We start from the raw sequence: 22,581 nt of genomic DNA on the forward strand, positions 1-22,581 counted from the left end.
GTCGATCGTCGGCTGGATACAGATCTTCTCGAGCGCGCCATCAGACGTCATGTGGCCACCCAGGTCGTCGCCACCAACAACGGGGCCAGAGAGGGAACCGCCGCTGCCGGCAATGCCCGCAGCGAGGAGGTCAAGGGCGTGGCCGGCATAGAGCCCGACACGCTGCTCGAGGCGTTCCTTGTCTCCGATCAGACCTTTCTGGACACTGTGGTGCCGACGCTGTTGTCGCACTCGGTCAGCCTGCTGGTGTTCTACCGGGCCATCGTCAGGCCGGTCGCCACGCGGCTTGGCGACATGTGGTGCGAGGACGAAATCGACTTCGTGAAGGTGGAGGTGGTGTCGACGCGGCTGCGCCTGATGTGCAACCAGCTCGTCAGCCGCCGGATGACCGGTCACGCGCCATTGCTGGAATCGCCCGACAAGCGCGTCCTGCTGGCCAATGCCGGCGGCGACCAGCATACGCTCGGCTTTTCGCTGGCCGAGGCGTTCTTTCAGGATGCGGGCTGGTTCGTGGGCGGGGGCTTCACGCTCACGCCGGGGGAGGAGTACTTCGATGCGCTGGCCCAGGGTGACTACTTCATCGTGGCGCTGGCGCTCAATCGCGACGATGTCTGCGATCCCGCCGATCTGGTCGCGCGCAGCCGCGCCGCCTCGTGCAACCGCGATATCCTGATCTGCCTTGGCGGAACGGCGGTGAGCGGCAATCCGGACCGCTACCGGGTGGCCGGCGCCGACGTCGTTGCGGTGGACGCGCCCGATGCGGTGCGGCAGGCCGAGGCGGCGCTGGGGCGCCGGTCAGGGGCCGGCAACGAGGAGCGGGTCGGCGAGCCGATGCTCGACAAGGTTGTCTCCGGGGCCGATGCGGTCGACGACCGCAAATAGGCCCGGTTCGCCCAGCGGCGTGAGCACGCCGTGCCAGACATTGCGGCCGATATTGATGCCCTGGCCGGGGCTGGCGAGGAAGGCGCGCGGGGCGACCGGCTTGTCGCTTTCGTCGCTGGCGACGCAGACCAGATAGGGCGAGGCCGCCATGGGAATGAAGGCCTGGCTGCCCAGCGGATGACGCTCGAACAGGGCGAGCGTGTAGGGCAGGGACCGTGGCCGGGCCTTGAATATGCTGATGCCGGCGCGGCCGTTTGGATCGAAATCGAGCGCGGCGCGATCGTGCCAGCGCCCGCAATTGCCCTGATTGATGATCAGGTCCGCCTCGCCGCTTGCCTCGAGCACCTCGCCATAGGGCGCAAAGGCGGCCGCGGTCAGGGGCATGCCGATCAGGTCGGGCGCGCTCAATCGGCCAGTCCGAACAGGCGCAGGCGGCTGACGCCGCCATCGGGATAGATGTTGAAGCGCACATGGGTCACCGAGCCCAGATCCGCCAGGTCGGCGAAGACGTGCTCGGTATTGGCGCTCAGCGCGGTCTCGTCGAGCACAGTCGGCCAGAACATGGAATCGGTGACCAGCGCATCGCTGAGCAGGTCGCCGAAGCTGCGCATGTCGGCGGCCTGAATCGAGCAGCGGTCAGGGTAGTTGCCCTTGAAATGCAGCGTGTCGACGATGGCGCGGGTGATGCGGCCGCGCGCGCCGAGCGCGACGATGATCCAGTCATAGCCCGGCTCGCGGCGGCGGCGGGTCTCCCAGGCATCGCCCATATTGTGCGCCCGGCCGGGCGCCAGAAGCCGCTCATAGGCGCCGAAATGGGCGTCGGAATAAGCCAGGATCCGGCCGCCATTGAGCGAGGCGGCCAGGTCGATCTCGCCGCTCGGCCCGTCCCGGTGCAGGTCCGGAACGCCATAGGCGCGAAAACGCGCAATGCCGCCATCGGGGAAGATGTGCACGCGCAGATGCGTCCAGGTCTCGTAATTCTCGCAGGCAAAAAAGTGGTGCGCGCTCGGCCCGAGCGGCTTGTGCGGCAGGATCGTCACCCAGTTCGTGGTCTCGTCGGGATCGCCGTCCGAAAGGCAGGCCTCCACCATGGCGGCGGGCGCATAGTTGCCGGTGAAATGGGCGGTGTCGACGTCGAACCCCAGAATGCGGCCCGAGGTGGCGAGCGCGATCACGCAGTGGTCGTGGCCGCCATCGCGGCGCCGGCGCGTCTCCCAGCCGTCCATCCACTTGCCGTTGTCGTCGAACCGGTCGGGGATGAAGACGGGCGGGGTGTCCGCAAGCATGCGCGCGAGCGGCGCGAAGAACTCGTCGGTGGCATGGATGCCGCGGGCGCCCAGCCCCGCCGAGGCGAGATTGATGCCGGTGCGCACGAAGAGCGGCTTGTCGGGCTGGAGACTTTCGATGGTCGGCATGGCGGTGGTGATGTGGTGAATGGTGAATGGTGAATGGTGAATGGTGAAGGTGGTCAGGTCTCTGGCAGCAACGATGACAGGCGCAGCAAGGCGATCCGCTCGACCTGCCGGCACGCCTGTGCGAACTCGGTTGCCCGGTCATTGGCGATGCGGCGCTCGAAGGCGGCCAGGATCGACGCCTTGTCGTGATCGCGCACGGCGATGATGAAGGGAAAGCCGAACTTGTCGGTATAGCGGTCATTGAGCGCGGTGAATCGGGCGCGCTCGGCATCGGTGAGCGCATCGAGCCCGGCCGAGGCCTGCTCGGCGGTGGACTGAGCCGTCAGGCGCCGTGCGGCGGCGAGCTTGCCGGCGAGATCGGGATGGGCCTTGAGGACAGCGAGGCGCTCGTCTTCGCTTGCGGCGCGGAACTTGTCGGCGAGCGCGGCGTGCAGGCCGATGGCGGTGTCGTTGGCCGGGCCGAGTTCGCCATCGAAGGCGCGCTCGGCGATGAAGGGCGAATGCTCGAAGATCGACCCATAGGCATCGACAAAGGCCTGCCGATCCATCGTCGAGGGCCGGTTTGCGCGCGCGGGCGGCGGGAAACGGGCGATCCAGTGCTCGGCGATATCGATGCGGCGGGCGAACCAGACATCGGGCTTGGCGCTTGCATGGTCGATGAAGCGCCTGAGCGCCATGATGCGGCCGGGCCGGCCGGCCAGGCGGCAATGCAGGCCCACCGACATCATCTTCGGGCGGCCGGCCCGGCCCTCTTCGTAAAGCGAATCAAACGCATCGCGCAAGTAATTGAAAAACTGATCGCCTGCGTTGAAGCCCTGTGCGGTGGCAAAGCGCATGTCGTTGGCATCGAGCGTATAGGGCACGATCAGCTGGTCGCGCCCGCCATGATGGTGCCAGTAGGGAAGATCGTCCGCATAGCTGTCGGCGAGATAGGCAAAGCCGCCAAGCTCGGTCGCGATGTCGACCGTGTTCACCGAACAGCGGCCGGTATACCAGCCGCGCGGCGGGCTGCCGGTGACGTGCTCGTGCAGCGCGATCGCCTGACGCATATGGGCGCGCTCGTCGTCGGGCGAAAAGTCCTTGTACTCGATCCATTTCAGGCCGTGGCTGGCGATCTCCCAGCCCGCTTCGGCCATGGCCGCTACCTGCGCCGGCGCGCGGGCGAGCGCGGTGGCGACGCCGAACACCGTGACCGGGATCCCGGCTTCGGTGAAAAGCCGGTGCAGCCGCCAGAAACCGGCGCGGGCGCCATATTCGTAGATCGATTCCATGTTCCAGTGACGCTGGCCGGGCCAGGGCGCAGCGCCGACAATCTCCGACAAAAAGGCCTCGGACGCCGCATCGCCATGCAGGAGGTTGTTCTCGCCGCCTTCCTCGTAATTGACGACGAACTGCACCGCGATCAGCGCGCCGCCGGGCCATTGCGGGTCGGGCGGGGTCTGGCCATAGCCATGCATGTCGCGCGGGTAGCGGATCAACGGGCGGTGTCCATTGCCTCGGAGACGGGTTCACATCGACCGGCGATGCTGTCAGATAGGGCTCTGTTTGCCGTTTTTTGGCGGCGCTGACAAGCGAGAGGCGGCCTCGACCATGAGCCAAGGCGGGTTTCTGACCACCCATGTGCTCGACACCGCGCGCGGCGTGCCGGCGGCGGGCATGGGCATCCGCCTTTATCGGATCGAGGGCGGAAGCGTGGAACTGCTCGCCGACACGGCAACCAACCAGGACGGTCGCACGGACACGCCGATCCTGCCGGCCGACAATTTCGCGGCCGGCGAATACGAACTCGTCTTTTCGGTCGGCATCTATCTGAGGGCGATTGGCCTGGCCGGCCCCGAACCGATGTTCCTCGATGTGGTGCCGATCCGCTTCGGCATCGCCGACCCGGCGGCGCACTACCACGTGCCGCTGCTGGTTTCGCCCTATGGCTATTCGACCTATCGGGGGAGTTGACCGCGCGTTTCGCCAAACGCGCGCTGCTGCGCACGATTTGCCCTTCCAACATGCGTCGAACCGGCTAGCTTGGCGCGGTCGGAAGGGACGAAGGCATGTACGATTTCGCCGTCATCATGGAGTGGATCGAGTTCGCGGTGCGCTGGGCGCATGTCATCACCGCGATCGCCTGGATCGGCTCGTCTTTCTATTTCATCGCGCTCGATCTGGGCCTGAACCGGGACATTGCCGGCCCCGCCGATGGCGAGGAATGGCAGGTCCATGGCGGCGGGTTCTACCACATCCAGAAATATCTGGTCGCGCCCGACGCGCTTCCCGAACACCTGACGTGGTTCAAGTGGGAGGCTTATTCGACCTGGTTGACCGGCTTTGCCATGCTGGTGCTGGTCTATTATCTGGGCGCCGATCTGTATCTGGTCGACCCGAACGTCGCCGACATTCCGATCTGGCTGGCCATCGCCGTCTCGGCGGCCTCGCTCGGCCTTGGCTGGGTCATTTACGACCAGTTGTGCAATTCGCCGCTGGGCGAGCGCCCGACCGTGCTGATGGTGCTCTTGTTCGTGCTGCTGGTCGCCATGGCCTGGGGCTACACGCAGGTGTTCTCCGGCCGGGCGGCGATGCTGCACCTTGGCGCGTTCACCGCCACGATCATGAGCGCCAATGTGTTCTTCACGATCATCCCCAACCAGCGGATCGTCGTCGCCGACCTGAAGGCTGGGCGGACGCCGGACGCCAAATACGGCAAGATCGCCAAGCTGCGCTCGACGCACAACAACTATCTGACGCTGCCGGTCCTGTTCTTCATGCTGTCGATCCATTATCCGCTCGCGTTTGCCAGCGAATACAACTGGCTGATCGCGGCGCTGGTATTCCTGATGGGCGTGACGATCCGGCACTATTTCAACACGCGCCACGCGCGCGCCGGCAACCCGACCTGGACGTGGCTGGCGACCGCGATCCTGTTCATCGTGATCATGGCGATCTCCACCTGGCCGCTGTTTTCGAACGATCCGGAGAACCCCGAGAACGCCAGGGCAACGCCCCGTCAGGCGCGCATCATGGCGTCCGAAGGGTTCGACCAGGTCGCCTCGATCGTGCAGGGGCGCTGCGCCATGTGCCATGCCAGAGAGCCGTTCTGGGACGGTGTCGTCTTTCCGCCCAACGGGGTGCGGCTGGAAACCCATGCGCAGATCGCCGCCCATGCCCACGACATCTACATCCAGTCGGGCCTTACCCATGCCATGCCGCCGGCGAACGTGTCGTGGATGGAGGACGACGAGCGCCGCGCGATCGTCGAGTGGTACCGCTCTATCCGTTGAGCGCCTGGCCGACGGCGCCCGCCATCACCGCTTCCTCGTCGGTCGGCATGACCAGCACGCGCACGCGGCCGGTGCCGATGTCGCGGGCGTTGTCGCCGTTTGCGACCGCGTCGACGGAAAGGCCGAGCCAGTCCATGCCGGCGCAGACCTTGCGGCGGATCAGCACCGAATTCTCGCCGATGCCGCCGGTGAAGACCAGCGCGTCGAGCCCGCCGAGCACGGCGGTCATGGCGCCCAGTTCGCGCCGTATGCGGAAGACGAAATAGTCGATCGCCTCGATGGCGCGCGGGTCGTCGCTTGCCTCCAGCGTGCGCATGTCGTGGCTGATGCCGGACATGCCCTTGAGCCCGCTCTGCCGGTAGAGGAGATCGGATATGGCGTCCGCGTCCATCCCCTCCTGCTGCATCATGTACAGCAGCACGCCCGGGTCGATCTGGCCGCAGCGCGTGCCCATGGGCAGGCCGTCGAGCGCGGTGAAGCCCATGGTCGAGCCGACGCTGCGCCCGTCCCGGACCGCGCACATGGAGGCGCCATTGCCCAGATGGGCGATCACCAGCCGGCCTTGCGCGAGAGCCGGCTCGGTGCGTGCGATCTCGGCGGCGATGTACTGGTAGGACAGGCCGTGGAAGCCGTAGCGGCGAACGCCCCTGTCATACCACTGCCGGGGCAGGGCGAAGGTGTCGTTGACGAAGGGATGGGTGCGGTGAAAGGCGGTGTCGAAGCAGCCGATCTGCACCGCAGCCGGGAAGGCGGCGATCGCCGCTTCGACGCAGGCCAGATTGTGTGGCTGGTGCAGCGGGGCGAGCGGTTCGAGCGCGCGCAGCGCGGCGATGGTGTCGGGGTCGAGCCGCGCCGGTTCGGTGAAGCCGGTACCGCCATGGACGATGCGGTGGCCGATGCCGGCAACGGCGGCGCCGTCGAGCAGATCGTCGGCATTGTCCAGGATCGCGGCGAGCGCGCCGGCATGGTCGTCGGCCTCGATGTCGGTTGTCAGGTCCTCGCCGTCCCTGTCCACCGTCAGCCGTGCCTGCCGGCCCGGCGCGATGCTTTCGACCTGGCCGCGCGCGACCGGTTCCGGCGCGGCGGGATTGCGATAGATGGCGAACTTGATCGAGGACGAGCCGGCATTGAGCGTGAGGATCACACGGGCCATCGGTCAGCGGCCCGCCGCCTGCTGGTGCTGCCATGTGTGAAACAGCGCCGCCACCGCGCAGGAGGCAAGGCGCGCCTTGTCGTCATCGGCGCGCGAGGACAGGATCACCGGGCACTTGGCGCCGAGCACCAGCCCGCCCGCCTCGGCATGGGCCAGGAAGGTCAGTTGCTTGGCGATCATGTTGGCCGATTCAAGGTTCGGTGCCATCAAAATGTCGGCATGGCCGGCGACCAGCGAGCGGATGCCCTTGGTCTTCGCCGCTTGCTCGTCGACTGCATTGTCCATGGCGAGCGGGCCGTCGACCACGCCGCCGCGGATCTGGCCCCTGTCGGCCATCTTGGCGAGCGCGGCGGCCTCGATGGTCGAGGGAAGCTTGGGGTTGACCGTCTCGACCGCCGACAGGACGGCGACCTTGGGCACCTCGACGCCGAGCGCGCGGGCGAGATCGATCGCGTTCTGGATGATGTCGATCTTCTCGTCGAGGTTCGGCGCGATGTTTATCGCCGCATCGGTGATCATCAGCAGGTGGTCGAGGCCCGGCACGTCCATGACGAAGACATGGGACAGCCGCCGGCGCGTGCGCAGCCCGCCATCGGATTTCACCACCGCGCGGAGCAGGTCGTCGGTATGAAGATGGCCCTTCATGACGGCGCCGGCCCTGCCTTCGTTGACGAGCGCGACGGCGCGCATGGCGGCCATCGCCTCGTCGGGCTCGTCGATCAGCTCATGGCCCGTCAGGTCGGCGCCGATCTTGTCGGCCGCCGCCCCGATGCGCGCCTTGTCGCCGATCAGGATCGGCTCGATCAGCGTATGGCGGTGAGCGAGCAGGGCGCCGCCGAGCGAATTGGGATCGTCGGGAGCAACGACGGCCGTCGGCAGGGCAGGCAGCGGCTCGGCCAGTTCGAGAAGCCGGTCGAAGTGGACGTGACGCTGTACGGTCAGGCCCGGCAGGTCGCCGGCGGCAAAGCGCATCGCCGTCGCCGGTGCGATGACCGTGGCGACCCCTTCGACGATGCGGGTGCCGTCGGCCTTTTCGATGACCGTGTCGAAGACGGCGACGCGATCGGGGCGCTTTTCGGTGAGCGTGACGGTGGTGGTCAGTTCGTCGCCGGCATGGGCGCGCCCGCGGAATTCGAGATTCTGGGAGAGATAGAGCGTGCCGGGTCCGGGAAGCTGGTTGCCGAGCACGGTCGAGATCAGCGAGGCGACCCACATCGATGGCGCGATCGGCTCGTCCGGGGCGCCATCGCCGTCATGGTCGGCCCTTGGCAGGTGCACCGGATTGTGGTTTCCCGAGGAGGACGCGTAGACGAGGAAATCCTCGGCCCGGCACAGGCGCCTGGCCGAGGCCTGCATGCCGGTCTCGAGCGCGTCATAGGGCGTGTTGGCATAGGTGTTCATGGCGTGAGCCGTCTTTGGGCGGAAGTTGGGTGCCTGATCTCCTCCACCGATCCCCTGTCATAGTCAACCGCCGGCCGTGCCCCTTCGGAAAGCGGGGAGGACGTGGCGGCTGCGATGGTGTAGTCTGGCCGGATCGGAAAGGAGCCAGCTATGCGGCGGGTCGCATTTGCTCTGTGGTTGGCGGTGGCCGGTGCCGCCGGGGCGCAGGCCACGGGTCTGCCCGCGCCGGTCACCGACGCCCTTTACGCTCCGGTAGACAGGGCCGAAGCCGAGCTCGGCCGACTCCTGTTCTGGGACCCGATCCTTTCGGGCAACCGCAACATTTCCTGCGCAAGCTGCCATCATCCGCGCTTTGGCACCTCGGACGGGGTGTCGCTGTCGCTCGGCGAGGGCGGGATCGGGCTCGGCCCGGACCGGCGCGTCGACCCCGACAATCCGCCCGAACAGCGCATTGCGCGCAACGCGCCGGCCCTGTTCAATCTCGGCGCGCGCGAGTTCACGGTGATGTTCCATGACGGGCGGATCGAGGCCGACCCCGACCGGCCCTCCGGCCTGCGCACGCCGATGGAAGACGAAATGGTCGAAGGCTTTGCCAACGTGCTTTCGGCGCAGACCATGTTCCCGGTGCTCTCTCAGGACGAGATGGCCGGCCATTACGGCGAGAACGAAATCTCCAGGGCCGTGCGCCAGGGGCTGATCACCGGCGAGGGCGGCGCATGGGACCTGATCGCCAGGCGCGTGGCGGCAATCGACGAATATCGGGCGCAGTTCGAGGCGGTCTATCCGCACGTCGCCGAGGGCGCGCCAGTGCGCTTTACCGACATCTCCAACGCGATCGCGGCCTTCATCGCCTTCGAATGGCGATCCGACGACAGCCTCTTCGATGCGGTCTTGCGCGGCGAAGCGGAACTGGACGGGGTGGCGGCGCGCGGCATGAAGCTGTTCTATGGCGAAGCGGGTTGCGCGGACTGCCATTCGGGGCCGTTCCTGACCGATCACGGTTTCCACGCCATGGGCCAGCCGCAGATCGGACCCGGAAAGGCCGAACGGTTCGAAAGCCATGCCCGCGATGTCGGCCGCATGCGGGTGACGGGCGATCCGGCCGACGCCTACAGATTCCGCACGCCGTCGCTGCGCAACGTGGCGCTGAGCGCGCCCTACGGACATGCGGGTGCCTATCGCGAGCTGTCGGCCTTTGTGCGCGACCATGCCGACCCGAAGGCGGGCCTTGCGGGCTATGACGCTTCGCAGGCCGTGCTGCCGGTGCTCGACGGTGCGGACGATTACGCGGTTCTCAACGATACGGGCGAAGTGTCGGCGATTGCCGGGGCGGTGCAGATCGCGCCCGTCGCGCTCGTCGACGACGACATCGCCGCGCTCGTCGCCTTCCTGAACACGCTGACCGACGAGGCCGCCGCCAAGGGACGCCTGGGCATTCCCGACACCGTGCCGAGCGGGCTCGAGGTAGAGCGTTAGGCTGTTTGCGATCGGCTGCGGACGCGCTGGAATACGATTGTGAGCCAGACGGACGAAAAGCCCGACTTCGGGAACTGACCGAGCCGCGCCCCGCGGCGGGAGATCAGGATTACCTCGACTGGGCCGATCGCAAGATACGCCGTTCGCTTGCCAATGCCGACGCGAATCCGGAACGACGAAATCCCCTTGCGGCGGTCATGAAGCGAATTGGCCTCCGTTGAGCTTTGCAGGTCGGCCCGTCGTCACCGCGATCTTTCACGACCGGCAGCAATATCCACCCGATGATGCCGATACGCAGCCTCTGCGCCTCAATCGCGTTCGATGACCCAGGCGCGGTTGGCGGCCAGGGTCTGCCATGGCGAAATCGCCCCGTCGGGCCAGATCACCCGCACCTGGGCCGTCTCGGCGTCGCCGAGGCCGAAATGCTCGGGCAGAGCCGTGCCGCCGGCATGGCCGCCGCCGACGGTGATCTCGCGGGTTGCCAGCCGGTCCTTTGTCCTTGATTCAATGAACGCGCCGACCGCGTTGATATTGCTGCCTTCCTGGCGCACAGCGACGGTCATCCAGTTGCCGGTGACCGGCGTTGCGTTCTGATAGACCTCCAGCGGCGCGCGGCGGTTGACCACGATCAGATCGAGCTTGCCGTCGGCGTTCAGATCGGCGAGCGCGGCGCCGCGGGCGCGCTCTGTCGTGGCGACCCCGGCCAGATGGGCGGTTTCGACGAAGGTGCCGTCCGCTTGCTGCATCAACAGATTGTTGGGGTCGTGGATTGCGTTGGACGGCATCTGGTCGACATTGCCCTTGGCGATGAACAGATCGTCCCGGCCGTCATTGTCGACATCGCCGAACTGGGCGTGCCAGCCGGTCGATGGCCGGCCGTCATCGCCGATGAAGGGCCGTTGCGCATAGGTGCCCTTGGAAAAGGGCGCGGCCCGATAGCCGTCGCGGGTGGCGATCTGCAGAAGCTGATCGCCCATGGAGGTCGACATGACCTCGGCGCGGCCGTCACCGGTGATGTCGCGCGCGGCGATGCCCATGCCCCACAGCGACACCTCGGGCCAGCCGTCGTCTTCATCGAGGAATGTCAGCGTGCCCAGATCGAGTTTCTGCTCGGCGCCGCCGCGCACGTAATAGTGACGGTCATTGGAAATGCGCAGGTAACGCTCGCCAAGACGCCGTTCGTCCGAGATCAGCATGGACAGCGCGCAGAACCCCGGTTCAAGCACGATGGGCGGGGCGAAGCGGCGGCTGGCCGGGCGGTGCAGTTCATTGGTGTCGCACGCCTCGAACGGGCCGTCCGGATCGGCGCGATCGACATAATTGCCGATGGCGAGCGTCGGCCAGGCGGCGCCGTCCTCCCAGGTCGCCGAGAACGATGTCGACCAGTGATCGCCCGCGCTGAAGCTCCACGCATCGCTCGCGTCGGTGAAGGTGCAGCCGGGCCCGCCGCGCAGCAGCACGTTCGGTCCGACACGCAGCACGACGAGGTCCATATGCCCGTCGCCGTCGATGTCGAGCGGATAGGCGCCGGCGACGCCGGTCAGGTCGGGCGCGCCATCGCCCGGTACGAAACGGATCGGCGCGCCGGGTCCTTCGGTTGCGTTGACGAGAAGCCGCGCGGGATTTTCCCCGCCGGCGACATAGGCATCGGCCAGCCCGTCGGCGTTGCAGTCGAAGACCGCGACGCCGCCGCCGACGAAATGCTCCCAGCCACCGCCATAGACATGGGCGACCGGCAGGTCGGCGGAGCGGTCGACAAAGGCCGGGTGATGGGTCGGCTCGCCGGCCATGGCCGGGCCGGCCAGCGCCAGGACGAGGGCGGCGGGGCGCGCTCTCACCGGCCCGTGCCCTGGGCGCCGAGCGTTGCGTCGGTCACCGCGGCAAGGGCGAGGGCGGCGGCGCCCTGGGCCCAGACCATGTCGCCCCAGGCATGGGTTTCCACCCTCGGTCCGGCCCGGTGCGCCGCCGACGAAAGGCTGGCGATCTCGGTCATCACCTCGCGCGCGTAAAGATAGTCGTAGCGCATGCGCGCGCCCGACAGGATGATCAGCCCGGGGTCGAACATGGTCACCACATTGGCGATGCCGAGCGCCAGGTAGCGGCCGGCACGGTGGAAGATGGAACGGGCGGCGGCATTGCCGGCCTTGGCCTGGCTGAACAGGCTTTCGAGCACGATGTGGGGCTCGCGCGTGCCGTCGGGCCAGTTGAGCGCGGTCGATGCTTCGCGCACGAGCGCGTAGTCGGCGACATAGGCTTCGAGGCAGCCGCGCTGGCCGCAGCGGCACAGGGCGCCATCGAGATGCACCTTGGTGTGGCCCAGTTCCATGCCCATGCCGCCACCGCCGCGGTAGATTTCGTGATTGACGACAAGGCCCATGCCCACGCCGTGTTCGATCGTCACCACGGCGAAATCGGCGAGCGCCCGGCCGGCGCCGAACCACAATTCGGCCATCGTCAAAAGGTTGGCGTCGTTGTCGATGCAGACATTCAGGCCCAGCCGTTCGGCGACCATGGCCTGAAGCGGAACCTCGCGGTCGGCCATGATCGGCGACCAGGATACCCGGCCCGTCCCGGTGTCGACGAAGCCGGGTATGCCCAGCCCCACCGCGGCCAGATCGGCGCGGTCGAGGCCGCTCTTTTCGAGCGCCGAATCGAGCATGCGCACGGCTTCGGCGATCGTGTCGGCGCTCGAGTGCCGGGCGAAGGCACGTGGCGCGCTGGCCTGGCTGAGCCTGTTGCCGGCAAAGTCGACGATCACCGCCGAATGGGTCGGCGAGGACAGCTTGATGCCGGCGACAAAGCGCGCTTCGGGCCGGACGCGCAGGGCCACCGGCGGACGGCCGCGAGCGGCTTCGGTCTCGCGCTGGGAGGCGCCGCTCTCGCCGATCAGGCCGGCATCGATGAGTTCGGACGTCAGGGCCGTCACCGAGCCCGGGCTGATGCCCACCGTCCGGGCGACATCGACACGGGCGATGGAGCCGGCGGCGCGGATCGCCTCGAACACCTGCTGGCGCAGCGGCTTGACCGAGCTCGAAAGCGGCGGCGTCAGCGGCCCGCAGCCATTGGGCTGCTCCAGCGTGTCGATCGCGATGGCTTCCGCCTGAATCCGCATTTTCTTCAGTCGCCGACAAAAATGCCGCGCCACGGCAACGGCGATGCTGCAATTGCGAACGTGTCGGCGATGCTCCCTGCCAGAAATCTAATCCCAACTCCGAAAAGAGGTCAAATTAATTTTGACAAATGAATTTAATGTGGCATTGTCCGCTCCAGCGGCGTTGAGGCCGTCGCGCCCGCAGGAGGGCGCTGGAACCCGGGAGGAATCATCATGCGCAGTGCAATCGTGCTTGCGGCGGCCATGGCCGTGGGCCTGTCGTCAACCGCCATCGCCCAGGACATCACCGTCGGCGTGAGCTGGTCCAATTTTCAGGAAGAGCGCTGGAAGACCGACGAGGCGGCGATGAGGGCCGCGCTCGAAGAGGGCGGCGCCGAATACATCTCCACCGACGCGCAGTCGTCGTCGGCCAAGCAGCTTTCCGATGTCGAGAGCCTGATCGCGCAGGGCGCCGACGTGCTCGTGCTGCTCGCCCAGGATACGCAGGCGATCATTCCGGCCGTCGAGGCGGCGGCGAACGAGGGCATTCCGGTGATCGCCTATGACCGGCTGATCGAGGATCCGCGCGCCTTCTACCTGACCTTCGACAATGTCGAGGTCGGCCGCATGCAGGCCCGCGCCGTGCTCGAGGCGCAGCCCGAAGGCAACTATGTCATGATCAAGGGCTCGCCCACCGACCCGAACGCCGACTTCCTGCGCGGCGGGCAGCAGGAAGTGTTGCAGGACGCCATCGACGCCGGCGACATCACCATTGTCGGCGAGGCCTACACGGACGGCTGGCTGCCGGCCAACGCGCAGCGCAACATGGAGCAGATCCTGACCGCCCAGGACAACGATGTCGACGCGGTGGTCGCCTCCAATGACGGAACGGCCGGCGGCGTCGTCGCCGCGCTGACGGCGCAGGGCATGGAGGGCATTCCCGTCTCCGGCCAGGATGGCGACCATGCCGCGCTCAACCGTGTCGCGCAAGGCACGCAGACCGTCTCGGTGTGGAAGGACGCGCGCGATCTGGGCAACCGGGCCGGCGAAATCGCCATCGAACTGGCCGGCGGCACCGCGATGAGCGAGATCGAGGGCGCCGAGCAGTGGACCTCGCCGGCCGGCACGACGCTGTGGGCCGAGTTCCTCGAGCCGGTGCCGATCACCCAGGAGAACCTGGAAGTCGTCGTCGATGCCGGCTGGATCGACCAGGAGACGCTGTGCCAGGGCGTCGAGGACGGCCCGGCACCGTGCAACTGACCGGATCGATCCGGCTCGACTGAACCGAAACCGACCGCCCTCCGCGCGGAGGGCGGCCAACCTCTTTCGGGAGACACGCCGTGGTCGACACGCCAGCCATGTCCGGCTCCGCGCCCGGTGTGAAGGGTCTTGTCAGAACGCTCGAGATCGACACCCGCCTTGTCGGCATGATCGGTGCGTTCATCGCCCTTTGCCTGGTGTTCCACTTTCTGACCGACGGCCGGTTCCTGACGCCGCGCAACATCTTCAACCTGACCATCCAGACCGTCTCGGTGGCGATCATGGCGACCGGCATGGTCTTCGTCATCGTCACCCGGCATATCGACCTGTCGGTCGGCTCGCTGCTGGCCACGTGTTCGGCGATGATGGCGATGACGCAGACGGTGGTCACCCCCGACTGGCTGGGGCTTGGCCTCAACCATCCGGCGACCGCGCCGATCGCCATCGGCGTCGGCGTGCTGACCGGCCTGGTCATCGGGGCCTTTCACGGCTGGCTGATCGGCTATCTGACGATCCCGGCCTTCATCGTCACGCTGGGCGGGCTGCTGGTCTGGCGCAATGTCGCCTGGTATCTGACCAACGGACAGACGATCGGCCCGCTCGACGAGAACTTCCTTTTGTTCGGCGGCATTGGCGGCACGCTGGGGGAAGCCGCGAGCTGGGTCTTCGGGGCGCTTGCGGTCGCGGCGGCGCTGGCCGCGCTATGGCAGTCGCGGCGCAACAAGATCGCCCATGACTTTCCCGTCAAGCCGCTGTGGGCCGAGGGCGTGATGGGCGCGATCATCGCAGCCTCGATCCTGGGCTTCATCGCCATCCTCAATGCCTATGACATTCCCGAGCGCCGTCTTGCGCAGATGTTCGAGGCGCGCGGCGAAGTCATGCCCGAGGGCTTTTCGGCCGGCTACGGCCTGCCGATCTCGGTGCTCGTGCTAATCGCGGTCGCGGTCGTCATGACGGTCGTTGCCAACCGCACCCGGCTGGGGCGCTACATCTTCGCCGCCGGCGGCAACCCGGACGCGGCCGAACTGTCGGGCATCAATACGCGCATGCTGACCGTCAAGGTGTTCGCCATAATGGGCGTTCTGTGCGCGGTCAGCGCGGTCGTCGCCTCGGCGCGGCTGTCGTTCCACTCGAACGACATCGGCACGCTGGACGAGTTGCGCGTCATCGCCGCCGCGGTGATCGGCGGCACGGCGCTGTCGGGCGGGGTCGGCACGGTCTATGGTGCAATCCTGGGCGCGCTGATCATGCAGTCGCTGCAGTCGGGCATGGCCATGGTCGGCGTCGACGCCCCGTTCCAGAACATCGTCGTCGGCTCGGTTCTTGTCGCCGCGGTGCTGATCGACATCATCTATCGCCAGCGCACGGGAGGCCGGTGATGACGGCACGCGGCACGCCGCTCGTGGAGATGCGCGACATGCACAAGTCGTTCGGCGGCATCAAGGCGGTCGATCACGTCACGGTCGACCTGCATGCCGGCGAAGTGGTGGGCATTCTGGGCCACAATGGCGCGGGCAAATCGGTGCTGATGAAGATGCTGTCGGGCGCCATTCAGCGCGATGGCGGCGAGATCATCATCAACGGCAAGCCCGCCCACATCAACAATCCGCGCGATGCGCGCGACTACAATATCGAGACGATCTACCAGACGCTCGCGCTGGCGGACAATCTGGACGCCGCTTCCAACCTGTTCCTGGGGCGCGAGCTGACGACGCCGCTGGGCTTTGTCGACGATGCGAAGATGGAAGCGGAAACGCGCAAGATCATGAACCGGCTGAACCCGAACTTCGTGCGGTTCTCGGCGCCGGTCAGTGCGCTTTCGGGCGGCCAGCGCCAGTCGGTCGCGATTGCCCGAGCGGTCTATTTCAACGCCAGGATCCTGATCATGGACGAGCCGACCGCCGCGCTGGGCGTGGAGGAGACGCGCATGGTCGCTGAACTGATCGAGGAGCTCAAGAAGCAGGGCATCGGCATCTTCCTGATCGACCACGACATCCACCAGGTCAAGGCGATGTGCGACCGGGCGTCGGTGATGAAGAACGGCCAGCTCGTGGGCACCGTCAATGTCAACGAGGTCACCGAGGACGATCTTCTGGGGATGATCATCCTGGGCAAGCAGCCGCAACTGGCCGCCTGAGCCATGTATATCGGGCTCGATCTGGGCACCTCCGGCGTCAAGGGCGTTCTCGTCGATGCGGGTCAGCGGATCGTCGCCGAAGCCGGTGCGCCGCTGAACGTCTCGCGCCCGCATCCGGGCTGGTCCGAGCAGAGCCCGGCCGACTGGCTCGCCGCCGCCGAAACCGTGCTCGACGCGCTGGCCGCCGAACACCCCCTTGGTGACGTCAAGGCGATCGGCCTTTCCGGGCAGATGCATGGCGCAACGCTGCTCGATGCATCCGAGGCGGTGCTGCGCCCATGTATCCTGTGGAACGACACGCGCAGCCACCAGCAGGCGGCCGCGCTCGATGCCGATCCGGCTTTCCGGGCGATATCGGGCAATATCGTCTTTGCCGGCTTCACCGCGCCGAAGATCGCCTGGGTCCGGGACAACGAGCCGGCGATTTTCGAACGCATCGCCAGGGTGCTGCTGCCCAAGGATTTCCTGCGGCTGTGGCTGACCGGCGAACACGTCAGCGAGATGTCCGACGCGGCGGGCACGAGCTGGCTCGATACCGGCGCGCGCGCCTGGTCGGACACGCTGCTCGCCGGGACCGGTCTCGGCCGCGATCACATGCCGGGTCTGGTCGAGGGCAGCGCGGTGTCCGGCACGCTGCGCGCCGAGATCGCCGCGCGCTGGGGCCTTGCGGACGGCGTTGTCGTCGCCGGGGGCGGGGGCGACAATGCCGCTTCGGCCGTCGGTGTCGGCGTGACCGGGCCCGGCGAGGCCTTCGTGTCGCTGGGCACGTCGGGCGTGCTGTTCGCCGCCTGCGACGCCTATGCGCCGGCCCCCGAGACGGCGGTGCACACCTTCTGCCACGCGCTGCCGCGCACCTGGCACCAGATGGGCGTGATCCTTGCGGCGACCGATGCGCTGAACTGGTATGCAGGGCTCGTGGGCGCCGAACCGGCCGAACTGACCGCCGCGCTGGGCGATCTTCAGGCGCCCGGCCGGACGCTGTTCCTGCCCTATCTGGGCGGCGAGCGCACCCCGCACAACGATGCAAGCGTGCGCGGCGCGCTGGTCGGTCTCGAGCACGCCACCGATCGACGCGCTGTCGCCCGCGCGGTGCTGGAAGGCGTCGTGCACGCCGTGCGCGACTGCCGCGACGCGCTGGCGGCGACCGGCACGCGGTTCGACCGGCTGATCGCGGTCGGGGGCGGGTCGAAATCCGACTACTGGCTCAAGGCGCTGGCGACGGCGCTCGACGTCGCCATCGACCGGCCGGCAGCGGGCGATTTCGGCGCGGCCTTCGGGGCGGCGCGGCTTGCCATGATGGCGGCGGGCGATCTCGGCGTAGACGGGCTGACGCAGCCGCCGATCGATGCGACCTTCGAGCCCGACCGGGCGCTCACCGACGCGTTCACCGAGGCACACACGCACTTCAAGACCGCCTATCAGCACACGAGGACGTTGTGATGACCGATTTCTTCGCCGGCATCGAGCCGATCAGATATGAAGGGCCGGACAGCGACAACCCGCTCGCCTTTCGCCACTACGATCCCGACGCGGTCGTGATGGGCAAGCGGCTCGAGGACCATCTGCGCTTTGCTGTGGCCTGGTGGCACTCCTTTGCCTGGCCGGGTGGCGACCCGTTCGGCGGGCAGACCTTCGAGCGGCCCTGGTTCGGCGACACCATGGACCATGCCAAAATGAAGGCGGACGTTGCCTTCGAGATGTTTTCGATCCTCGGCCAGCCCTTCTTCTGCTTCCACGACGCCGACATCCGGCCCGAGGGCGCCGACTTCGCCGAGAACACTGCGAAACTTGACGAAATGGTCGACCATATCGGCGCCAGGATGGAGAAGGTCGGCACGAAGCTCCTGTGGGGCACGGCGAACCTGTTCACCAACCGCCGCTACATGGCCGGCGCCGCGAGCAATCCCGATCCGGACGTCTTCGCGTTCGCGGCGGCGACGGTGAAGACGTGCATGGACGCCACGCACAGGCTGGGCGGTGCCAACTATGTGCTGTGGGGCGGGCGCGAGGGCTACGAGACGCTGCTGAACACCGATATCGGCCGCGAGGACGCGCAACTCGGCCGGTTCATGAACCTGGTGGTCGAATACAAGCACAAGATCGGTTTCGACGGCACCATCCTGATCGAGCCCAAGCCGCAGGAGCCGACCAAGCACCAGTACGACTATGACGTCGCCACGGTCTATGGCTTCCTCAAGCGGCACGGGCTCGAAGACGAGATCAGGTTGAATATCGAGCAGGGCCACTCGATCCTGGCCGGTCATTCCTTCGAGCACGAGATCGCGCTCGCCACGGCGCTCGGCATCTTCGGGTCGATCGACATGAACCGCAACGACTACCAGTCGGGCTGGGACACCGACCAGTTCCCCAACAATGCGGCCGAGGTGGCGCTGGCCTATTACGAGATCCTCAAGGCCGGCGGGTTTTCCACCGGCGGCACCAATTTCGATGCCAAGCTGCGGCGGCAGTCGCTCGATCCCCAGGATCTGGTCGCCGCCCATGTCGGCGCCATGGATGTGTGTGCGCGCGGGCTCAAGGCGGCCGCGGCGATGCTCGAGGACGGCGAGCTCGAGCGCCTTCGGGCGGAACGCTATGCGGGCTGGGAGAGCGAAAAGGGCAGCAAGCTGCTGGCCGGCGAGTGGTCGCTGGAGGAGATCGCGGACCATGTCCGGCGCGCCGGTGTCAATCCGGCGCCGCGCTCGGGCCGCCAGGAGATCCTGGAAAACCTGGTCAATCGATATGTGTAAGGCGCTTCAATCGGTTTAGGGTCCGGGGGCGGCTTGCCACCGGGGATGGACGTGTTATTTCACGCCTAAAATATCTCTGGACGGGACCCGAAACCATGTTGAAAAGCGCAAAGCCTGACCTTTCCACCTTCGATTGGGAAGACCCGTTCCGGCTCGAGGACCAGCTTGCCGACGACGAGCGGATGATCCGCGATGCGGCGCGCGCCTATGCCCAGGACCGGCTGGCGCCGCGCGTCATGGAGGCCTATCGCGACGAGCGGACCGACCCTGCGATCTTCGCCGAGATGGGCGAGATGGGCCTTCTGGGCGTGACGATCCCGGAAGCGTATGGCGGGGTCGGCGCCGGCTATGTCTCCTACGGCCTCGTCGCGCGCGAGGTCGAGCGCGTCGATTCGGGCTACCGCTCGATGATGAGCGTGCAGTCCTCGCTGGTCATGTATCCGATCCATGCCTATGGCACCGAGGAACAGCGGGAAAAATACCTGCCGAAACTGGCCTCGGGCGAATGGATCGGCTGCTTCGGGCTGACCGAGCCCGACGCCGGCTCCGATCCGGGGGGCATGAAGACCGTCGCGAAGAAGACCGATGGCGGCTATGTGCTGTCGGGCACCAAGATGTGGATCTCCAACTCGCCGATCGCCGATGTTTTCGTGGTGTGGGCGAAGTCGGAGGCCCATGACGGCAAGATCAAGGGCTTCGTGCTGGACAAGGGGATGAAGGGGCTGAGCGCGCCCAAGATCGAGGGCAAGCTCTCCCTGCGCGCCTCGGTCACCGGCGAGATCGTCATGGACGGCGTCGAAGTGGGCGAGGATTCGCTGCTGCCGCATGTGGAGGGGCTGAAGGGCCCGTTCGGCTGCCTGAACCGGGCGCGCTACGGCATCTCCTGGGGCGTGATGGGCGCGGCCGAGTTCTGCTGGCACGCCGCGCGCCAGTATGGGCTCGACCGCAAGCAGTTCGGCAAGCCGCTGGCGCAGACACAGCTTTTCCAGAAGAAACTGGCGGACATGCTCACGGAAATCGCGCTGGGTCTGCAGGGCTCGCTGCGCGTCGGCCGGCTGATGGACGAGGGCGAGGCGGCGCCCGAGATGATTTCGCTTGTCAAGCGCAACAATTGCGGCAAGGCGCTCGATGTCGCCCGCGCCGCGCGCGACATGCATGGCGGCAACGGCATTTCCGAGGAGTTCCATGTGTTCCGGCACATGGCGAACCTGGAGACCGTGAACACCTATGAGGGCACGCACGACGTGCACGCGCTGATCCTGGGCCGCGCGCAGACGGGCCTGCAGGCGTTTTTCTGAGGCGTTGACACCTCCCCCTTGAGGGGAGGTCGGCGAGTGCCGAGAGAAGCGAGGCAGAGCCGAGTGGGGGTATATGCAAGCTGCAGCGTTTGGCTGTCATCCCCACCCGCTCAACCATCGCAAGCTCGGTTTCGCGTGCCTCCCCTCAAGGGGGAGGCGGGGCGCTTGCCAGCTATCGCGGCCGGATCCCGTTCAGCAGGATCGAAAGCACGGCGTGCGAGGCCTGCTCGCTGAAGCCCGGCCCCTTGGCCTGGCTGCCCAGCAGCGCGCCGATCTGCGCCTCGAAATCGGCGTAATGCTGCGTCGTTGCCCAGATGGCGAAGATCAGGTGATAGGGATCGACGGGGGCGAGGCGGCCCTGGTCGATCCAGGTGCCGATCACGGCGGCCTTTTCGTCGACCAGCGCCTTCAGCCGCGTGGTCAGGAACTCCATGACGAGCGGGGCGCCGCGCTGGATCTCGTTGGCGAACAGGCGCGAGGCCTCGGGGCTGGTCTCCGACATCTTGAGTTTGACGGTGATGTAGCGTCGCAATTCCTCGATCGGCTCGCCGTCCGGGTCGATCTGGGCAAAGGGCCGCAGCCAGTCCTCCACGGTCTGCTCGATCACCGTGCGGTAGATGTCTTCCTTGGACGGGTAATAATAAAGCAGGTTGGTCTTGGACATGCCGGCGCGTTCGGCGATGCGGTCGACCGTGGCGCCGCGATAGCCGTCGGTTGAGAACACGTCGAGCGCGGCCTGCGTGATCAGGGCGCGGTTCTCGGTCTGGATCCGGCTTCGACTGCCGCTTCTCGCCTGCGCCGCGCCCGCTGCCACGTGCTGTCCCCGCCTCTGCCTTGAGCTTTCCGGTCGAGACAAATACCATCTTGACCGTGGTCAGTCGCTCCCATAGCGTCCAATTTTGACCAGTTAGTCAAGAAATTTGCCTATCGAGCGGGGATCCCATGAGCGCAGCGACCGATGTCATCAGCAATGCGATCGGCGGGGCGTTGCAGCCGTCGGCGTCCGGCCGGCGCCAGCCCGTGTTCAACCCGGCCACGGGCGAGCCGGTCGCCGAATTGCCGCTGTCCACCGTCGATGAGCTGAACGCGGCCGTCGCCGCCGCCAAGGCGGCCAGCGTCGAATGGGGCCAAACCCCGCCGCTCAAGCGCGCCAAGCACATGTTCCGGTTCAAGCAGCTGCTCGACGAGAACGCCGAGGACATCGCGCGCGCCATCTCGCGCGAGCACGGCAAGACCCATGCCGATGCGCTGGGCGAGGTGAGCCGGGGCATCGAGGTGGTCGATTTCGCCTGCGGCATCCCGCAACTGCTCAAGGGCGAGTTCTCGCGCAATGTCGGGCCGGGCATCGACTCCTATGCCGACCGGCAGCCGCTGGGCGTGGTCGCCGGGATCACGCCGTTCAACTTCCCGGCCATGGTGCCGCTGTGGATGTATCCGATCGCGGTGGCCTGTGGGAACTGCTTCATCCTCAAGCCCTCCGAGCGCGACCCCTCAGCGCCGATGCTGGTTTACGAGCTGTTCAAGCAGGCCGGCTTTCCCGATGGCGTGCTCAATGTCGTGCATGGCGACAAGGAGGTCGTCGACGCCATTCTCGATCATCGGGACATCAAGGCGGTGTCCTTCGTCGGCTCGACGCCGATCGCCCATTACGTCTATACGCGCGGCACCCAGGCCGGAAAGCGCGTGCAGGCGCTGGGCGGGGCCAAGAACCACATGGTGGTGATGCCCGACGCCGACATGGACAAGGCGGCCGACGCGCTGATGGGCGCCGGCTACGGCTCCGCCGGCGAGCGTTGCATGGCGATCTCGGTCGCCGTGCCGGTGGGCGAGAAGACCGCCGATGCGCTCGTCTCCAGGCTCAAGCCGCGCATCGAGAGCCTGAAGATCGGCCCGTATACCGACCCCGACGCCGATATGGGCCCGCTGGTGACCAAGCAGGCGCAGGAGCGCGTGCTCGGCTATATCGACAAGGGTGTCGAGGAGGGCGCGGAGCTTGTCGTCGACGGGCGCGGGTTCTCGCTGCAAGGCTACGAGAACGGCTATTTCGTCGGCGGCACGCTGTTCGACCGCGTCACCACCGACATGACGATCTATCGCGAGGAGATCTTCGGGCCGGTGCTGTCGGTGGTGCGGGCGAAGAGCTATGACGAAGCGGTCGACATGATCGACGCGCACGAATTCGGCAACGGCACGGCGATCTTCACGCGCGACGGCGACACCGCGCGCGATTTCTGCGACCGCGTGGAGATCGGCATGGTCGGCGTGAACGTGCCGATCCCGGTGCCGGTGGCCTATCATTCGTTCGGCGGCTGGAAGCGCTCGCTGTTCGGCGACCATTCGATCTACGGGCCGGAAGGCGTGCGCTTCTACACCCGGCTGAAGACGGTCACAACGCGCTGGCCCGAGGGGATCAAGGAAGGCGCGGTGTTCACGTTTCCGACATAACGGA

General features: G+C 66.9%; 19 protein-coding genes. 11 read left to right on the top strand and 8 right to left on the bottom strand.

The genetic code is table 11. From position 1 onward, the window contains the following. Positions 1–51 precede the first annotated feature (51 nt). Complete coding sequence (locus RBB34_RS16880; RefSeq protein ID WP_306120417.1) at positions 52–882, top strand: cobalamin-dependent protein; 831 nt, start codon at positions 52–54, stop codon at positions 880–882. Here RBB34_RS16880 and RBB34_RS16885 read toward each other — a convergent pair. From RBB34_RS16885 to puuE, 3 genes are read right to left on the bottom strand one after another with little or no spacing between them, the layout of a single operon-like run. Next, positions 796–1,290, bottom strand: a complete 495-nt coding sequence (locus RBB34_RS16885) for an ureidoglycolate lyase (RefSeq protein ID WP_346432549.1) — start codon at positions 1,288–1,290, stop codon at positions 796–798. The genes RBB34_RS16880 and RBB34_RS16885 overlap by 87 nt on opposite strands. Continuing rightward, positions 1,287–2,297 carry an allantoicase gene (gene alc / locus RBB34_RS16890; RefSeq protein ID WP_306120418.1) on the bottom strand — a complete coding sequence of 337 codons (1,011 nt, stop codon included), beginning with the start codon at positions 2,295–2,297 and terminating at the stop codon, positions 1,287–1,289. Before alc ends, RBB34_RS16885 begins: the two co-directional genes overlap by 4 nt. Before the next feature lie 53 nt (positions 2,298–2,350). Continuing rightward, positions 2,351–3,772 (bottom strand): allantoinase PuuE, encoded by a 1,422-nt coding sequence (gene puuE, locus RBB34_RS16895; RefSeq protein ID WP_306120441.1) that lies wholly within the window; start codon positions 3,770–3,772, stop codon positions 2,351–2,353. A 115-nt stretch (positions 3,773–3,887) separates the two neighbouring features. On the opposite strand from puuE, the gene uraH reads away from it, so the two are divergent. Beyond that, positions 3,888–4,250, top strand: coding sequence for a hydroxyisourate hydrolase (gene uraH, locus RBB34_RS16900; protein ID WP_306120419.1), 363 nt, complete (start codon positions 3,888–3,890; stop codon positions 4,248–4,250). Between the two features lie 95 nt (positions 4,251–4,345). Beyond that, positions 4,346–5,569 (top strand): urate hydroxylase PuuD, encoded by a 1,224-nt coding sequence (locus tag RBB34_RS16905; protein WP_306120420.1) that lies wholly within the window; start codon positions 4,346–4,348, stop codon positions 5,567–5,569. On the opposite strand, the gene RBB34_RS16910 is transcribed toward RBB34_RS16905, so the two are convergent. Both RBB34_RS16910 and RBB34_RS16915 read right to left on the bottom strand, forming a co-directional pair. Then, complete coding sequence (locus tag RBB34_RS16910; protein WP_306120421.1) at positions 5,559–6,722, bottom strand: acetate/propionate family kinase; 1,164 nt, start codon at positions 6,720–6,722, stop codon at positions 5,559–5,561. The genes RBB34_RS16905 and RBB34_RS16910 overlap by 11 nt on opposite strands. A gap of 3 nt (positions 6,723–6,725) precedes the next feature. Next, positions 6,726–8,123, bottom strand: coding sequence for a bifunctional enoyl-CoA hydratase/phosphate acetyltransferase (locus RBB34_RS16915; RefSeq protein ID WP_306120422.1), 1,398 nt, complete (start codon positions 8,121–8,123; stop codon positions 6,726–6,728). A 150-nt stretch (positions 8,124–8,273) separates the two neighbouring features. Between RBB34_RS16915 and RBB34_RS16920 the strand changes: the two genes are divergently transcribed. Continuing rightward, positions 8,274–9,599: a cytochrome c peroxidase gene (locus tag RBB34_RS16920; RefSeq protein ID WP_306120423.1), complete on the top strand. Its 1,326-nt coding sequence runs from the start codon at positions 8,274–8,276 to the stop codon at positions 9,597–9,599. 308 nt (positions 9,600–9,907) lie between these two features. Here RBB34_RS16920 and RBB34_RS16925 read toward each other — a convergent pair whose 3' ends face one another. Both RBB34_RS16925 and RBB34_RS16930 read right to left on the bottom strand, forming a co-directional pair. Further along, positions 9,908–11,437 carry a CRTAC1 family protein gene (locus RBB34_RS16925; RefSeq protein WP_306120424.1) on the bottom strand — a complete coding sequence of 510 codons (1,530 nt, stop codon included), beginning with the start codon at positions 11,435–11,437 and terminating at the stop codon, positions 9,908–9,910. Next, positions 11,434–12,711 (bottom strand): ROK family transcriptional regulator, encoded by a 1,278-nt coding sequence (locus RBB34_RS16930; protein WP_306120425.1) that lies wholly within the window; start codon positions 12,709–12,711, stop codon positions 11,434–11,436. The genes RBB34_RS16925 and RBB34_RS16930 overlap by 4 nt, the downstream gene beginning before the upstream one ends. 213 nt (positions 12,712–12,924) lie before the next feature. Between RBB34_RS16930 and xylF the strand changes: the two genes are divergently transcribed. The 6 genes from xylF (at position 12,925) to RBB34_RS16960 (ending at position 20,132) form a co-directional block, all read left to right on the top strand. After that, positions 12,925–13,950: a D-xylose ABC transporter substrate-binding protein gene (xylF, locus tag RBB34_RS16935; protein WP_306120426.1), complete on the top strand. Its 1,026-nt coding sequence runs from the start codon at positions 12,925–12,927 to the stop codon at positions 13,948–13,950. An 80-nt stretch (positions 13,951–14,030) separates the two neighbouring features. Further along, positions 14,031–15,329, top strand: coding sequence for a sugar ABC transporter permease (locus RBB34_RS16940; RefSeq protein WP_306120427.1), 1,299 nt, complete (start codon positions 14,031–14,033; stop codon positions 15,327–15,329). Next, the gene (locus RBB34_RS16945) at positions 15,329–16,087 is read left to right on the top strand and encodes an ATP-binding cassette domain-containing protein (protein ID WP_306120428.1); all 759 of its coding nucleotides are present in this window, start codon (positions 15,329–15,331) and stop codon (positions 16,085–16,087) included. Before RBB34_RS16940 ends, RBB34_RS16945 begins: the two co-directional genes overlap by 1 nt. Before the next feature lie 3 nt (positions 16,088–16,090). Then, the gene (gene xylB, locus RBB34_RS16950) at positions 16,091–17,527 is read left to right on the top strand and encodes a xylulokinase (protein WP_306120429.1); all 1,437 of its coding nucleotides are present in this window, start codon (positions 16,091–16,093) and stop codon (positions 17,525–17,527) included. Next, positions 17,524–18,834 carry a xylose isomerase gene (xylA, locus tag RBB34_RS16955; RefSeq protein ID WP_306120430.1) on the top strand — a complete coding sequence of 437 codons (1,311 nt, stop codon included), beginning with the start codon at positions 17,524–17,526 and terminating at the stop codon, positions 18,832–18,834. Before xylB ends, xylA begins: the two co-directional genes overlap by 4 nt. Before the next feature lie 95 nt (positions 18,835–18,929). Beyond that, positions 18,930–20,132, top strand: a complete 1,203-nt coding sequence (locus RBB34_RS16960; protein ID WP_306120431.1) for an acyl-CoA dehydrogenase — start codon at positions 18,930–18,932, stop codon at positions 20,130–20,132. A 172-nt stretch (positions 20,133–20,304) separates the two neighbouring features. On the opposite strand, the gene RBB34_RS16965 is transcribed toward RBB34_RS16960, so the two are convergent. Beyond that, on the bottom strand, positions 20,305–20,946 hold the full coding sequence (locus RBB34_RS16965; protein WP_306120432.1) for a TetR family transcriptional regulator C-terminal domain-containing protein: 642 nt from the start codon (positions 20,944–20,946) through the stop codon (positions 20,305–20,307). Positions 20,947–21,074: 128 nt separating this feature from the next. Here RBB34_RS16965 and RBB34_RS16970 point away from each other — a divergent pair, with 128 nt between their 5' ends. Continuing rightward, complete coding sequence (locus RBB34_RS16970; RefSeq protein WP_306120433.1) at positions 21,075–22,577, top strand: CoA-acylating methylmalonate-semialdehyde dehydrogenase; 1,503 nt, start codon at positions 21,075–21,077, stop codon at positions 22,575–22,577. Positions 22,578–22,581 lie beyond the last annotated feature (4 nt).

The sequence above is a fragment of the Roseitalea sp. MMSF_3546 genome (assembly GCF_030732865.1).
Lineage (GTDB): Bacteria > Pseudomonadota > Alphaproteobacteria > Rhizobiales > Rhizobiaceae > Roseitalea.

Bases quoted from the DNA above. Each gene is read 5' to 3' on its own strand.
- alc (WP_306120418.1), bottom strand. From the start codon at position 2,297: ATGCCGACCATCGAAAGTCTCCAGCCCGACAAGCCGCTCTTCGTGCGC.
- uraH (WP_306120419.1), top strand. From the start codon at position 3,888: ATGAGCCAAGGCGGGTTTCTGACCACCCATGTGCTCGACACCGCGCGC.
- RBB34_RS16905 (WP_306120420.1), top strand. From the start codon at position 4,346: ATGTACGATTTCGCCGTCATCATGGAGTGGATCGAGTTCGCGGTGCGC.
- RBB34_RS16910 (WP_306120421.1), bottom strand. From the start codon at position 6,722: ATGGCCCGTGTGATCCTCACGCTCAATGCCGGCTCGTCCTCGATCAAG.
- RBB34_RS16915 (WP_306120422.1), bottom strand. From the start codon at position 8,123: ATGAACACCTATGCCAACACGCCCTATGACGCGCTCGAGACCGGCATG.
- RBB34_RS16920 (WP_306120423.1), top strand. From the start codon at position 8,274: ATGCGGCGGGTCGCATTTGCTCTGTGGTTGGCGGTGGCCGGTGCCGCC.
- RBB34_RS16930 (WP_306120425.1), bottom strand. From the start codon at position 12,711: ATGCGGATTCAGGCGGAAGCCATCGCGATCGACACGCTGGAGCAGCCC.
- xylF (WP_306120426.1), top strand. From the start codon at position 12,925: ATGCGCAGTGCAATCGTGCTTGCGGCGGCCATGGCCGTGGGCCTGTCG.
- RBB34_RS16945 (WP_306120428.1), top strand. From the start codon at position 15,329: ATGACGGCACGCGGCACGCCGCTCGTGGAGATGCGCGACATGCACAAG.
- xylB (WP_306120429.1), top strand. From the start codon at position 16,091: ATGTATATCGGGCTCGATCTGGGCACCTCCGGCGTCAAGGGCGTTCTC.
- RBB34_RS16960 (WP_306120431.1), top strand. From the start codon at position 18,930: ATGTTGAAAAGCGCAAAGCCTGACCTTTCCACCTTCGATTGGGAAGAC.
- RBB34_RS16970 (WP_306120433.1), top strand. From the start codon at position 21,075: ATGAGCGCAGCGACCGATGTCATCAGCAATGCGATCGGCGGGGCGTTG.